The sequence below is a fragment of the Oleiphilus sp. HI0043 genome (assembly GCF_001634935.1).
The window spans coordinates 1-14,132 of sequence record NZ_LWEY01001755.1 but is presented as its reverse complement, the minus strand read 5'-3'; the positions used below and the strand labels follow the sequence as shown (position 1 = coordinate 14,132).

At 43.8% G+C, this 14,132-nt stretch carries 16 protein-coding genes; 5 read left to right on the top strand and 11 right to left on the bottom strand.

Going from position 1 to position 14,132, the window contains the following annotated elements; all coding sequences use genetic code 11:
- The first annotated feature begins 41 nt into the window (after positions 1-41).
- From djlA to A3729_RS26835, 3 genes are read left to right on the top strand one after another with little or no spacing between them, the layout of a single operon-like run.
- Positions 42-854, top strand: coding sequence for a co-chaperone DjlA (gene djlA / locus A3729_RS26845; RefSeq protein ID WP_068554994.1), 813 nt, complete (start codon positions 42-44; stop codon positions 852-854).
- A complete protein-coding gene (locus A3729_RS26840; protein ID WP_304438941.1) occupies positions 811-1,539 on the top strand; it encodes a response regulator transcription factor in 729 nt (242 codons plus the stop codon). The genes djlA and A3729_RS26840 overlap by 44 nt, the downstream gene beginning before the upstream one ends.
- Positions 1,526-2,938 (top strand): HAMP domain-containing sensor histidine kinase, encoded by a 1,413-nt coding sequence (locus A3729_RS26835; protein ID WP_068506566.1) that lies wholly within the window; start codon positions 1,526-1,528, stop codon positions 2,936-2,938. The genes A3729_RS26840 and A3729_RS26835 overlap by 14 nt, the downstream gene beginning before the upstream one ends.
- Here the strand turns inward: A3729_RS26835 and A3729_RS26830 are convergent.
- Positions 2,935-3,240 (bottom strand): hypothetical protein, encoded by a 306-nt coding sequence (locus A3729_RS26830; RefSeq protein WP_068506565.1) that lies wholly within the window; start codon positions 3,238-3,240, stop codon positions 2,935-2,937. The two genes, A3729_RS26835 and A3729_RS26830, sit on opposite strands and share 4 nt — an antisense overlap.
- Positions 3,241-3,386: 146 nt before the next feature.
- On the opposite strand from A3729_RS26830, the gene greB reads away from it, so the two are divergent.
- Together greB and A3729_RS26820 are read left to right on the top strand one after the other, a co-directional pair.
- The gene (gene greB, locus A3729_RS26825) at positions 3,387-3,896 is read left to right on the top strand and encodes a transcription elongation factor GreB (RefSeq protein ID WP_068506562.1); all 510 of its coding nucleotides are present in this window, start codon (positions 3,387-3,389) and stop codon (positions 3,894-3,896) included.
- A 57-nt stretch (positions 3,897-3,953) separates the two neighbouring features.
- The gene (locus tag A3729_RS26820) at positions 3,954-4,394 is read left to right on the top strand and encodes a hypothetical protein (RefSeq protein WP_068506560.1); all 441 of its coding nucleotides are present in this window, start codon (positions 3,954-3,956) and stop codon (positions 4,392-4,394) included.
- A gap of 146 nt (positions 4,395-4,540) precedes the next feature.
- Here A3729_RS26820 and glmS read toward each other — a convergent pair whose 3' ends face one another.
- The 10 genes from glmS to A3729_RS26770 form a co-directional block, all read right to left on the bottom strand.
- Entirely contained in the window at positions 4,541-6,373 is a 1,833-nt protein-coding gene (gene glmS / locus A3729_RS26815; RefSeq protein WP_068506558.1) for a glutamine--fructose-6-phosphate transaminase (isomerizing), read from the bottom strand.
- A gap of 59 nt (positions 6,374-6,432) precedes the next feature.
- Positions 6,433-7,791, bottom strand: coding sequence for a bifunctional UDP-N-acetylglucosamine diphosphorylase/glucosamine-1-phosphate N-acetyltransferase GlmU (glmU, locus tag A3729_RS26810; RefSeq protein WP_068634468.1), 1,359 nt, complete (start codon positions 7,789-7,791; stop codon positions 6,433-6,435).
- Positions 7,792-7,911: 120 nt separating this feature from the next.
- Positions 7,912-8,331, bottom strand: coding sequence for a F0F1 ATP synthase subunit epsilon (locus A3729_RS26805; protein WP_068507286.1), 420 nt, complete (start codon positions 8,329-8,331; stop codon positions 7,912-7,914).
- A 61-nt stretch (positions 8,332-8,392) separates the two neighbouring features.
- On the bottom strand, positions 8,393-9,790 hold the full coding sequence (gene atpD, locus A3729_RS26800; RefSeq protein ID WP_068507288.1) for a F0F1 ATP synthase subunit beta: 1,398 nt from the start codon (positions 9,788-9,790) through the stop codon (positions 8,393-8,395).
- Between the two features lie 56 nt (positions 9,791-9,846).
- Positions 9,847-10,707 carry a F0F1 ATP synthase subunit gamma gene (gene atpG / locus A3729_RS26795; protein WP_068507290.1) on the bottom strand — a complete coding sequence of 287 codons (861 nt, stop codon included), beginning with the start codon at positions 10,705-10,707 and terminating at the stop codon, positions 9,847-9,849.
- A 92-nt stretch (positions 10,708-10,799) separates the two neighbouring features.
- Positions 10,800-12,344 (bottom strand): F0F1 ATP synthase subunit alpha, encoded by a 1,545-nt coding sequence (gene atpA, locus A3729_RS26790; RefSeq protein WP_068507291.1) that lies wholly within the window; start codon positions 12,342-12,344, stop codon positions 10,800-10,802.
- 30 nt (positions 12,345-12,374) lie between these two features.
- Complete coding sequence (locus tag A3729_RS26785) at positions 12,375-12,911, bottom strand: F0F1 ATP synthase subunit delta (RefSeq protein ID WP_068507297.1); 537 nt, start codon at positions 12,909-12,911, stop codon at positions 12,375-12,377.
- 16 nt (positions 12,912-12,927) lie between these two features.
- Positions 12,928-13,398, bottom strand: coding sequence for a F0F1 ATP synthase subunit B (locus tag A3729_RS26780; protein ID WP_068507299.1), 471 nt, complete (start codon positions 13,396-13,398; stop codon positions 12,928-12,930).
- A gap of 58 nt (positions 13,399-13,456) precedes the next feature.
- On the bottom strand, positions 13,457-13,696 hold the full coding sequence (gene atpE, locus A3729_RS26775) for a F0F1 ATP synthase subunit C (protein WP_068507301.1): 240 nt from the start codon (positions 13,694-13,696) through the stop codon (positions 13,457-13,459).
- Between the two features lie 62 nt (positions 13,697-13,758).
- Positions 13,759-14,132, bottom strand: a 374-nt coding sequence (locus tag A3729_RS26770) for a F0F1 ATP synthase subunit A (RefSeq protein ID WP_197476143.1), incomplete at its 5' end; no start/stop codon positions are given.

Below are 14,132 nucleotides of genomic sequence, written 5' to 3'. Positions count from 1 at the left end.
AAAGGCAGATAGCGCTTTAACGCAAGGTATAGATTTAGACAATGAACTGGTGGGGAAAATTAATCGGTGGAGCCTTGGGCTTCGCATTTGGCGGTGGCCCCTTAGGCGCTTTGTTAGGCGCGGCTATTGGTCATAGCTTCGATAAAGGTATGGCCAATATCGAAAACTTTTCTGGTGGCAATCAGGAAGAAATACAAGCGGCTTTTTTTGCTGCCACATTTTCGATAATGGGGCGTTTGGCAAAATCAGACGGCCATGTATCTCAAGTCGAAATTCAAGTTGCTCAAGACACCATGAGCAAGATGCAGTTGACGGACGAGCAACGTAAAGCAGCAATCAATTTATTCAATCAAGGCAAGCAAGAAGATTTTGATTATATCGCTGCCATGGATGACTTAAAGCGAGTCTGCGGCCGTCGTACCAATCTCCTTAGAATGTTTATGGAGATACAGCTAACCACCGCGCTTGCCGACGGAGAATTACACCCAAATGAACACCAGCTGCTTCTTGAAGTAGCCGAACACCTTGGTTTCCAGAAACGAAATTTTGAACAACTACTGGCAATGATGACAGCTCAGCACCGGTTTACCGGCTTTGAGCACGATACGTCAGGCCATGTTAGCGAAGAACAAATGATCAGTGCTGCCTATGAAACTCTAGGCGTACAGAGCAATTGCAGTGATGCTGAACTAAAGAAAGCCTATCGTAGACTGATTAGTCAACATCACCCGGATAAACTTGTTTCGAAAGGCTTGCCAGAAGAAATGATGAAAATAGCCACCGAAAAAACTCGGGAAATAAAAGACGCTTATGAGCGAATTAAGAAATTCAGAGCCCAAGCAAGCAGAGGTTAAGATGCGCGTACTCGTAATTGAAGATGATAAAGATGTAGCGGCTTATTTAGTCAATGGCCTCAAGGAAAACGATAACGTTGTAGATCATTCTGCCGACGGTAAAGAAGGTTTATTAATGGCAGCCAGTGAAAGCTATGATGTTATGATTATCGACCGCATGTTGCCTGGAATGGATGGTCTATCCATTATTAAAACGATCCGCGCAACCGGTAACCAAACACCTGTACTGATCCTTAGTGCACTAGGCGACGTAGATGATCGTGTTGAAGGTTTACGCGGTGGTGGTGACGATTATCTGACCAAGCCTTTCTCCTACACTGAGTTACTTGCTCGCCTGGAAGTATTAGTCAGACGCGGGGCAACCAGTGGCTCCGAGAAAGTGACTCACCTGCAAGTTGCCGACCTTGAAATGGATTTGCTAGCCCGCTCTGTCAAACGCGGTAGCGAAAAGATCGACCTACAACCTCGCGAATTTCGCTTGCTAGAGTACCTGATGAAACATGCAGGCCAAGTGGTGACTCGTACTATGCTATTGGAGCAGGTTTGGGATTATCATTTTGATCCACAAACCAATGTGATCGACGTCCATATCAGCCGCTTACGATCAAAGATCGATAAGGACTTCCCGAAACAACTACTACAAACAGTTCGAGGCGCGGGATACATTCTTAGTGAAGATTCTTAGTCTTCTTCGGACCTCTACCTTTCAATTGGCGATCATGTACATGGTACTGTTCGCCACATCTGTCTTTATCCTGATGGGTTTTATCTATTGGGCTACTGCCGGCTACATGTCGAGCCAAACCGACGAAACTATTGAGGCTGAAATTATAGGCCTTGCTGAGCAATACCAAAGGCAAGGGCTCAACGGTTTAATCAGCGTTATCCGGGAGCGTGTCGCGCGAGACCCAAATGGCAAGGCTATTTACTTATTTACCGCCAGAGACTTTATTAAGCTCGCCGGTAATATAAGTAAGTGGCCTGAAGATGGAGAAGTACAGGAGGGCTGGCTAAACTTCACCCTTGGCGAGAATCTAGGGTGGCCAGGTGAAGAATCCCGGCCTGCTCGTGCCCGTGTATTCATCGTGCCTGGTGGACTAAGGCTGCTTGTTGGCCGCGATGTAAATGAATTTATGGCCGTTAAGCAACTCGTCGAACGTGCGATAAACTTTGGCATGGGAATTACCTTCGCTCTGGCGATGCTTGGCGGCATTATGATGAGCCGTAGTACAGCAAAAAGGGTTGAGCTAATTAACCAAACCAGCCAGCGGATTATGCAAGGGAATCTTTCTATTCGTATCCCGGACCGTGGCACCAATGACGATTTTGACCAACTCGCACGTAATCTAAATGAAATGCTCGACCGAATCGTTCAATTAATGGAAGGCATTCGTCATATTTCAGACAATATTGCTCACGACCTGCGAACCCCTCTGACTCGTCTAAGAAACCAGTTAGAAAATACACTGATCAGTGTAGAGCGCGACCAAGACAGACAACAGGTCGCCAATGCAGTCGCGGAAGCTGACCAACTACTCGCTACCTTCAATGCCCTATTACGTATTGCTCGCCTTGAGGTGGGTAGTAAGTCTTCAAATTTCCAACCTTTCAATCTAAGTGAACTGGTACAAGATGCTGCCGAGCTATATGAAGCACTTGCCGAAGATAAGAACCAGAAACTTGCGATTTCGATAGAAGAAAACGTTAACCTGAACGGTGATCGAGACCTTCTGTTTCAGACCTTGTGTAACCTGATCGATAACGCAATAAAATACACGCCGGAGAGTGGCTGTATAGATGTATCACTCCACAGCACTCAGAAAGATATATATCTATCAGTTGCTGACTCAGGAATTGGAATTCCAGAAGAGGAAAGGGAGAAAGTATTCCAACGCTTTTATCGCGTTGCCAAGAGCAGGTCTTTGCCAGGTAATGGTTTAGGTTTAAGCCTGGTACTCGCTGTGATGGATATCCACCACAGTAAAGTTATCTTAAATGATAATGACCCAGGCCTAAAAGTGGAGCTGGTTTTCCCACGAAGTACTAAGCTTCTATCAGGCAGTAAAGATAAAGAACTTAATTAGAACTGCGCTCTAACACGATCAATCGTATATTTAGCCGGAAATACAGCCAGGTTCTTAGCACTAATAAAAAGCTTCTCAGTGTTATCTACAATGCTTTCAACTTTTGCTTTGCTAACATCTACTTTTGCGTTAAGGCTATCCATTTCACCTTCCAAACGCTTTTGTCCAAACATCAAAAAAGCAATCAAATTATGACGGTTAATCTGGTTTTCAACACCCATAGCATCTAGGTTATAACCTAATGCATCAATTTGTGATAAAGCACTTTCAGCAAGTTCATTCAATTTTTTCTGTGCTTTCATTGTCTTCTCCAATATGCTTTTATTAAATATACCTTCTGAAAAGCAGGACCTTACTACACCTACTCTTCTAGTTCTTGGCGCTAAGGGTACTTAGATAGTTTAGGTACTTCAACCTAGTTTTATACGACAAAAGATGTGAATACTAAATGGGACGTTACAGACCACCGCAAAAGCCTGGATCAAAATACATTACACCTGAAGGCGAAAAGAAGCTAAAGGATGAGCTAAATTATTTATGGAAAACAAAGCGTCCTCAAGTCACCCAAGCAGTTTCTGAAGCTGCTGCACAAGGTGACCGTTCTGAAAATGCCGAGTATATTTATGGAAAAAAGCAGCTTAGGGAAATAGATAGTCGTGTTCGCTTCCTTAGAAAGCGCCTTGATGACATGGTAGTGGTTGACCGTAAGCCTGACGATTTAACAAGGGTATTTTTCGGTGCCTGGGTCACCCTCGAAAATGACGAAGGAGAAGAGTCTCGTTTTCGCTTAGTCGGCCCAGATGAATTTGACCTTTCAATTGGTTATTTGAGCATCGACTCACCACTGGGGCGCTTGTTACTTAAAAAGCAAATAGATGACGAAGTTGAACTCAATACACCTGATGGCGTGGTCAGCTATGTAGTCGTCAATATCGATTACCTTGATAATGATCACTAGTACCTAGACAGCTTTTGTAAAAACGATAATATATCTGCTTAGATCAAGGAGAGAGCCATGCCTAAAAAATATTTTCATTTTATGCTTTTATGTTTCCTTATACCTTCAATCAGCCTCTCTGAATCACCAGATGAGGATTGGGATGAAGACGAGGATCTTGAATACTTTTTCTCAACCAGGCAAAAATCAACGCTTGAGGATTTTCCACTTCAAGAAATTGGTGGTGAAGAGCTCTCTAATGCTGCGATTGCCGGCGCACTAAAAGCCGATACCTCAAGCGGTCAAAATGCTAAACCTATTTACCTTCAAGAAAAAGAAGACAGTGATAAACAGAAGGCTGGTGATGCACTTAAGGAAGATGAATTGCTTAAAGCAGGTGAAGACTTGCAACTAAATCAGTTTCAAATACCCACAGCTGAATTTCAGCAGCCTATTTATTCCCAGCCTACTGGGCGTACCTATTCCGCGCATAGTACAAACACGATTTCCCGTCCTTAGGCTAATCGAAGATTAAATTTCTAATGAGAATTAGAAATATGGAAAGATCGCGCGTTTATTTCATTCAAAAGGAAAGTTGTTAACAACTTTATTCCATCGTTAACTACTTTTCCCTATGAATAGCGGCTGTAAATACGGCTAGCTCATCACTCAACTGTTACTGATTTTGCTAAATTACGTGGCTGATCCACATCGGTACCTTTAATCAACGCAACATGATAACTAAGCAACTGCAAAGGCACAGTATATAAAATCGGCGCGACGATCTTTTCACAATGTGGTACGTCTAGTACTTTCATGGTGTCATCACTTTTGAAGTGTGCGTTTCGATCAGCAAAAACATACATCAAACCACCTCTTGCACGTACTTCTTCAACGTTAGAATGCAGTTTTTCTAGAAGCTCATTGTTCGGTGCAACAACAATGACTGGCATGTCTGCATCGATAAGAGCCAATGGGCCATGCTTTAATTCGCCTGCGGCATAAGCTTCAGCGTGAATATACGAAATCTCTTTAAGCTTCAGTGCACCTTCCATCGCAACCGGGTATTGATCACCACGACCCAGGAATAAACTGTGGTGCTTGTCAGCAAAGTCTTCCGCCAATTCGGCTATTTGCTTATCCATATCCAAGCTTTGTTCGATGATTGAAGGAAGTGCCTGTAAGGCCTCAACGATCGAAGCTTCCGTTTCGGCTGGCATATTTTTGTTCTTTCCAATAGCGACGACAAGCTGCAGTAAGCCAACTAATTGAACGGTAAATGCCTTGGTGGATGCTACGCCGATCTCAGCGCCCGCATTCATCATATAGTTTAAGTCTGACTCACGAACTAGTGAAGAACCAGGCACGTTACAAATGGTCAAACTAGCTTTATATCCGATTTCTTTGGCCAGTCTTAGTGCTGCCAGGGTATCGGCTGTTTCACCTGACTGCGAGATTGTAACCAATAGTGCATTAGCCGGAACAACCGACTTTCTATATCTAAATTCAGATGCAATTTCGATATTACACGACACACCAGCAATTTCTTCAAACCAATAACGTGCGACCATGCCGGCGTGGTAGCTCGTACCACAGGCAATAATTTGAACGTGATCAATGCCTTTTAGAATCTCTGCTGTATTTTCACCAAAGGCCGTGTCAAGAACCTGGCCGTTTGCAATTCTACCCTCTAAGGTGTTCTTAATAGCAATCGGCTGTTCATAGATTTCTTTTAGCATGTAGTGCTTATATGGCCCTTTGTCGCCAGCATCATGCGAGACATCAGACTCATTGATATCTCTTGATACTTCACTACCTACAGCATCATAGATGGTCACGTCTTGGCGTGTCAGTACGGCGATATCGCCTTCTTCTAGGAAGGAGAAACGGTTCGTTACTGGTAATAATGCTAATTGATCTGATGCCAGGAAGTTTTCTCCTATGCCATATCCTATCACTAATGGGCTACCAGAACGCGCTGCAATTAGCTGGTCTGGATCACTGGTATCCATAACAACCGTTCCGTAAGCACCTTCTAATTGCTTCACAGTTGATCTGAATGCTGATAATAGTGAGTCATGTGTTTTTAGTTCATGATGAACTAGATGAGCAATCACCTCGGTATCTGTATCCGAAGCAAATTCATAACCCACGGCACTTAGCTTCTCACGCAGAGTATGATGGTTTTCAATGATCCCGTTGTGAACAACTACAATTTCGGAACCTGATACATGAGGGTGGGCATTACGTTCGCTAGGTTCACCATGAGTTGCCCAACGTGTGTGTGCAATACCGGTTCCACCTTTGCAAGGGTTTGCCTTTAGTGCGTCTGCCAATTCTTGAACTTTGCCTATACGTCTCAAGCGATTAAATTCGCCTGCTTCAGACAATAAAGCCAACCCTGCTGAATCATATCCTCTATATTCTAAACGCTTCAAACCTTCGAGAAGAATTTCAGCTACATCCCTTTGAGCCACAGCTCCAACTATTCCGCACATACCTTTTGTTCCTGTTTTCCAAATCTTATTCGATTACTTTACTAGTCGAAATCTTTAACTTACTTTTTGCTGGGTCTGTCCCAACCATCGATATTTCTTTGCTTTGACCTGGCTACAGCTAGTTGTTCTTCTTCTATATCTTTATTGACAGTAGACCCCGCGCCAATAGTTGCACGCTTACCAACTTTCACCGGCGCAACTAATGATGTATTGGAGCCAACAAACACATCATCTGCAATTTCTGTTTGAAACTTGTTAACGCCATCATAGTTACAGGTAATTGTACCTGCACCCACGTTAACATTTTTGCCTAAGGTTGCGTCACCAACATAGCTAAGATGGTTAATCTTACTACCTTCACCAACGGTCGTCTTCTTGGTCTCAACAAAGTTACCGACTTTCGCTTTAGTATTTAAACTCGTTCCGGGTCTCAGTCTTGCAAACGGGCCCACATTACAGGCGCTTGCCACAAAGCTATCTTCGATAATTGAATTAGCATGTATCGTGGTACCAGCACCGATTGTTGAATTTTTGATAATGCAGTTTGGTGCAATGCTGACATCCTCACCAAGTACGACATGCCCTTCGAAAATACAATTAAGATCGATAGTGACATCTTGGCCGCATTCTAATTCACCGCGCACGTCTAAACGATTTGGATCATAGATGGTGACACCTTGAAGCATTAGCTGTTCCGATATCATGCTTTGGTGCCAGCACTCTAATTCACATAGTTGCAGGCGATTATTCACGCCTTGAACTTCCTGCTCAAAACTTGGCTGATGGCTTTCAACTCGCAAGCCATTTGCTACGGCGATCTCGATAATATCAGTTAAGTAGTACTCGCCTTGTGCATTGCTGTTACCAAGTGTCGGAATAAACTTATGCAACACTGAAGCCTGTAGAGCAAGTATTCCGGTATTAACTTCCGGAATCATTAATTCTTCTTCTGAAGCATCTTTTTGTTCTACGATGGCTTCAATATCGCCATCTGCGTTCCGAACGATTCGACCATAGCCCGTTGGGTTTTCAAGGTCGACTGTCAATAAGCCAAGCTGCTTCTCATTAACTAAAGCCGTTAATTGAGACAATGTTGCCTGACTGGTTAAGGGCACGTCTCCGTATAGTATTAGTACTTGCGCGTCTTCTGGAATGTGGTCGATTGCTTGTGCTACCGCATGGCCCGTACCTAGCTGCTCAGCTTGTAAGCACCAGTTTACATCTTCTTTAATTGTGTCTTTTACCTGATCAGCACCGTGACCGATAACAATATGTATACCTTCAGCATCTAACTTATTCGCTGTATCCAACACATGCTGTAGCATTGGCTTTCCCGCTACAGGGTGCAAAACTTTTGGTAATTTAGACTTCATTCGAGAACCTTGCCCAGCTGCAAGGATAACCACATGTAAACTCATAATCGTTTTTCCTAAACTTTTTCTACTACAATCGTTTGATTATAGACACTCCATATGACATAAAAGAAAAAAGGCAGCTAAATAGCTGCCTTTTTTCTTTATTTTACGAATTACTGCTCATTAATGCTTATTTCTCATTCGCTGAATCACGCGTAGTCGCGCTGATGCTTCAGCTAGTTGAGATGCTGCTCGAGAGTAATCAAAATCGCCGCTCTGATTCGCCAGCTCTCTTTCTGCTTCTTTCTTAGCTTCCAGAGCTGCTGCTTCATCAACGTCGTGAGCTCGCTCTGCACTATCTGCTAGCACAGTTACTAAGCTTGGTTGAACTTCCATGTATCCGCCGGATACGTAGAAAACTTCCTCTTCGCCGCCTTGTTTGATAACGCGAACAGGACCAGGATTCAACTTCGTCATTAGTGGAGCATGGCCTGGAGCAATACCCAAGTCACCCATTTCGCCAGCTGCAACAACTAGCTCAACAAGACCCGAATAAATTTGCTCTTCAGCACTTACGATATCGCAATGCACGCTAATACCCATAATTTCTACCTTCATCAGGGAAGCACTTTAAATATCTTAAAGTGCTTCTACTAAAGGATGATTACATGTTTTTCGCTTTTTCGACTGCTTCGTCGATAGAGCCAACCATGTAAAACGCCTGCTCAGGAAGATCATCGTACTCACCGCCCAAGATACCTTGGAAGCCACGGATAGTGTCTTTCAAAGATACATACTTACCCGGTGCACCCGTAAATACTTCGGCAACGTGGAAAGGCTGTGACAAGAAACGTTCGATCTTACGAGCACGTGCAACTGTCTGCTTATCTTCTTCAGACAATTCGTCCATACCAAGAATCGCAATGATGTCTTTCAATTCAGCATAACGCTGAAGTACTGTCTGTACACCACGTGCAATTTCATAGTGCTCAGCACCAATCACCAAAGGATCTAGCTGACGAGAAGTAGAGTCTAGTGGATCGATCGCTGGGTAAATACCCTTAGAAGCGATGTCACGACTCAATACAACTGTTGCATCCAAGTGAGAGAAGGTTGTTGCTGGAGATGGGTCAGTCAAGTCATCCGCAGGTACATATACTGCCTGGATCGATGTGATCGAACCAGTCTTAGTAGATGTAATACGCTCCTGAAGAACACCCATTTCCTCAGCTAGTGTAGGCTGATAACCTACCGCTGAAGGCATACGACCTAGCAGTGCTGATACTTCAGTACCTGCCAGTGTGTAACGGTAGATATTATCAACGAACAATAGTACGTCTTTACCCTCGTCACGGAACTTCTCAGCCATTGTCAAACCAGTCAAGGCAACACGTAGCCTGTTTCCTGGTGGCTCGTTCATCTGACCGTATACCATCGCTACCTTAGAGTCTGTTGGAGTCTCTAGGTTTACAACGCCAGCTTCCTGCATTTCGTGATAGAAATCGTTACCCTCACGAGTACGCTCACCAACACCTGCGAATACTGAAAGACCAGAGTGCTTCAGTGCGATGTTGTTGATCAATTCCATCATGTTTACAGTTTTACCAACGCCCGCACCACCGAATAGACCAACTTTACCACCCTTAGCGAATGGACAAACCAAGTCGATTACTTTGATACCGGTTTCTAGCAATTCAGCCGATGCTGCTTGCTCTGCGTAAGTAGGTGCTTTACGGTGAATAGGCATACGCTCTTGCTCACCGATGTCACCACGCTCGTCGATTGGGCGTCCTAGAACGTCCATGATACGACCCAAAGTTTCTGGACCAACAGGTACAGAAATTGGTGCGCCAGTGTTATCTACATTCAGCCCACGCTTTAGACCTTCAGTACTACCCATTGCGATAGTACGTACGATACCATCACCTAGTTGCTGCTGTACTTCAAGTGTTGTATCAACACCATCAACCTGCAACGCATCATATACATTTGGAACTGATTCGCGCGCGAATTCAACGTCGATTACAGCTCCAATAATTTGTACGATATTTCCGCTACTCATGTCCGGATCCTCGTTAACTTTTAATCTTTAAATACACAAAATTTGCCAGGAACTACTTATACCGCAGCTGCACCACTAACGATCTCAGAAATTTCCTGAGTAATCGCTGCTTGACGCGCTTTGTTATAAACCAACTGCAATTCCTTGATAATGTCGCCCGCGTTGTCTGTTGCAGATTTCATTGCGATCATTCGAGCTGCCTGCTCACATGCTACATTTTCAACAACCGCTTGATAAACTTGCGATTCAACGTAACGCGTTAACAAGCCATCTAGTAAGTCTTTCGCTTCAGGCTCGTAAATATAATCCCAATGATGCTGCATTTCACTTTCTTCAGCAGCTTCTAACGGTAACAATTGTACTACTTCAGGGCTCTGCGTCATGGTGTTTACAAACTCGTTGTATACCACGTAAAGGCGGTCGATCTTGCCTTCTTCGTAAGCATCCAACATCACCTTTACAGAACCGATCAGCTCATGTGCTGCAGGTGCGTCACCAAGGTGACTTAATGCAGCAACGACATTACCGCCGTAGCTTTTAAAGAAGCTAATTGCTTTTTGTCCAACCGCGCAAAGATCGACTTCTACTGCGTTATCCGCGTAGTTTTTCATATCTTTAGCAACTTTCTTGAACAAGTTGACGTTCAAACCGCCACACAAACCTCGGTCTGTAGAAACGATGATATAGCCAACACGCTTAACTTCGCGCTCTTGCAAATATAAGTGCTTATATTCTGTGTTCGCATTTGCCAAGTGACTGACAATCGAACGAATTTTTTCTGAGTAGGGCTTACCCAAACTCATACGATCTTGAGCTTTACGCATCTTACTCGCGGCAACCATTTCCATTGCGCTTGTAATTTTCTGCGTGCTTTTTACGCTCGAAATCTGATTTCGTATCTCTTTACCAACGGCCATTTTATATCGCCTTTAAAGTCTTGTTCACTTTGAGGTATAAATGACAGTCGAGTACTGCAGTATTCATAGATCTCCAGTACTCAACAATCGGCTTACCAAGTTTGCGTCGACTTAAATTGCTCAAGAGCTGATTTAATGCCGTCAGCGATATCATTGTTGTAATCGCCTTTTTCGTTAATCTTATCGAGTAATGCTGAATGTTCAGCACTCATGTAAGACAACATTGCATCTTCAAAATCAACAACTTTGTTTACTGGCACATCATCCAAGAAGCCTTCATTAGCGGCATAAAGAACGATACCCATTTCAGCAACGCTTTGTGGGCTGTACTGCTTTTGCTTCATAAGCTCTGTCACACGCTGACCGTGCTCTAGCTGCTTACGTGTTGCATCATCAAGGTCTGATGCGAACTGAGCAAATGCTGCCAATTCACGATACTGAGCCAAAGCCAAACGTACGCTACCACCTAACTTCTTGATGATCTTAGTCTGAGCTGCACCACCAACTCGTGATACCGAAATACCTGCGTTCATTGCAGGACGAATACCAGAGTTAAATAGGTTGGTCTCAAGGAAGATCTGACCATCTGTAATCGAAATTACGTTAGTTGGTACGAATGCAGATACGTCACCACCTTGTGTTTCGATGATCGGTAGAGCTGTCAATGAACCAGTTTGGCCCTTAACTTCACCATTGGTGAACTGCTCAACGTAATCAGCGTTTACACGTGATGCACGCTCTAGTAGACGTGAGTGCAAGTAGAATACGTCACCTGGATATGCTTCACGACCTGGTGGACGACGTAGTAGCAATGAAATCTGACGGTATGCCCAAGCTTGCTTGGTCAAATCATCAAATACGATCAATGCGTCTTCACCGCGGTCACGGAAGTATTCACCCATTGTTGTACCGCCGTATGGCGCTAAGAACAACATTGCTGCTGGATCAGCTGCACCTGCCGCAACAATGATCGTGTGATCCATTGCGTCATGCTCTTCAAGTTTACGTACAACCGCAGCGATAGAAGATTGCTTCTGACCAACTGCTACATAGATACACTTAACACCTGTGTTCTTCTGGTTAATGATTGCATCGATAGCGATTGCAGTCTTACCAGTCTGACGGTCACCGATGATCAACTCACGCTGGCCACGGCCGATAGGTACCATTGAGTCAATCGCTTTCAAACCAGTTTGTACTGGCTCATCAACTGATTGACGTGCGATTACACCTGGTGCAACTTTTTCTAAAGGTGCAGTTAGCGTAGTCTCGATAGGACCTTTACCATCAATTGGGTTACCTAGTGCATCAACAACACGGCCAAGCATTGCTTCACCGATTGGTACTTCTAGGATACGACCCGTACATTTTGCTTTCTGACCTTCGGCAAGACCTTTAGGGTCACCTAGGACAACGACACCTACAGAATCACGCTCTAGGTTAAGCGCCATACCGTATACGCCGGTTTCAAACTCTACCATCTCACCATACATTACGTCGGCAAGACCGTGAATTAGAACGATACCGTCAGATACACTGACGATAGTGCCCTCATTTTGGGCTTCAGAAGAAACATCGAGAGTTTCGATGCGCTTCTTAATAATTTCGCTGATCTCAGCTGGGTTTAGCTGTTGCATGCGTTAAATCCTCAAATCTGAATCTGCTACCTAAGCACTAACCGCTTCGGCCAATTTTGCAATTTTGCCACGGACAGAAGCATCGATGACTAGATCGTTGGTGCGGATAATTACGCCACCAATCAACGACTCATTTACAGTCGATGTAACAACGACTTTACGATCTAGTTTCTTACTTAGTACTTGTGCAAGCTTATCTTGTTGTTCACCGCCCAGTTCAAAAGCACTCTCCACATCGACGTCTACTGACATCTCTAGCTGTGCTTTGAAACCTTCAAACAATTGAGCAATCTCTGAAAGTAACTCTAATCGGTCATTTTCAGCCAACACAACGATAAAGTTTTTACCTTCATCATTTAACTTATCACCACATGATTCGATGAAAAGCTGTGCTTTTTGCTCACTTGTCAATGCTGGGTGGTCTAGAACAACACTCATGTTCTCGTCCATAGCTACTGCAGAAGAATAAGCAAGCATGTCTGACCAAACTGTCAAAGCTTCCTTATCCTTCGCGGCCTGAAAAGCGGCTTTAGCGTAGGGTCGGGCAATCGTAATTGATTCTGCCATCATCCACTCTCAAAACTTAAATTTCTGAGGCAAGCTGATCGAGTAACTCACCATGTTTGCTTGCATCGATTGAAGATCCAAGAATCTTTTCTGCGCCCGCAATTGCGATTGCAGATACTTCAGCGCGAAGCTCTTCTTTCACGCGATTCTTTTCTTGCTCAATTTCAGCTTTAGCAGCAGTGATTAATCTGTCACCTTCTTGACGAGCAGTTTCTTTCGCTTCGTCAACAATTTGATTTGATCGTTTGTTCGCTTGCTCGATTAGTTCAGCTGCTTGTGCTTTCGCTTCTTTTAGCTCTTCAACTGCTTTTTTCTGTGCAAGTTCAAGATCTTTAGACGCTCTGTCAGCCGCTGCTAAACCGTCGGATATTTTCTTTTCGCGTTCTGTCATTGCACCAATGATTGGTGGCCAAACATACTTCATGCAAAATAGCACAAAGCCTGCGAAGAAAATCATTTGTCCAATAAGTGTGTAATTGATATTCACACTAATTACCTCACTTTCGTTGTTAGTTTACGTTTTTAGCTAACTAAAGACGTGTCTATTAAGCACCAACGCCTGGAGCAACAACGAAAATCAAGTACATAGCGATACCAACACCGATAATTGGCACAGCATCGATCAAACCAGCTAGTAAGAACATCTTACCTTGTAGCATTGGACCAAGTTCTGGCTGACGCGCAGTACCTTCCAATAGACGTCCACCAAGTAGACCCATACCAACTGCCGCACCAAGTGCACCAAGACCAAGCATAATTGCAGCTGCAATAATTACTAGTTCCATTTTTTTCTCCTGCTTTAAGTTAAAAAGTTAAGTTAGTTAAAAGAAAAGTTTAAAAATTTAGATTAATGATCTTCGTGAGCCATACTCAGGTACACGACGGTCAAAACCATAAAAATAAATGCTTGTAGCGTAATAACCAAGATATGGAATATCGCCCAACCGATCTGCAAGAAACCACCGAACAGACCAAACAGCAAACCAGCGCTGTACATGACGGCAATCAAAATGAAGATCATTTCACCGGCGTACATGTTCCCGAATAGTCGCAAGCCCAATGAAAACGGCTTAGCTAATAGACCGACTAATTCCATAAATAGGTTCACAGGGATAAACGCCCAGTGATTGAAAGGGTGCATGGTAAGCTCTTTAGTAAAGCCACCAATACCTTTAATCTTGATAGAGTAGTAAAGCATTAGGATGAATACACCTAAAGCCA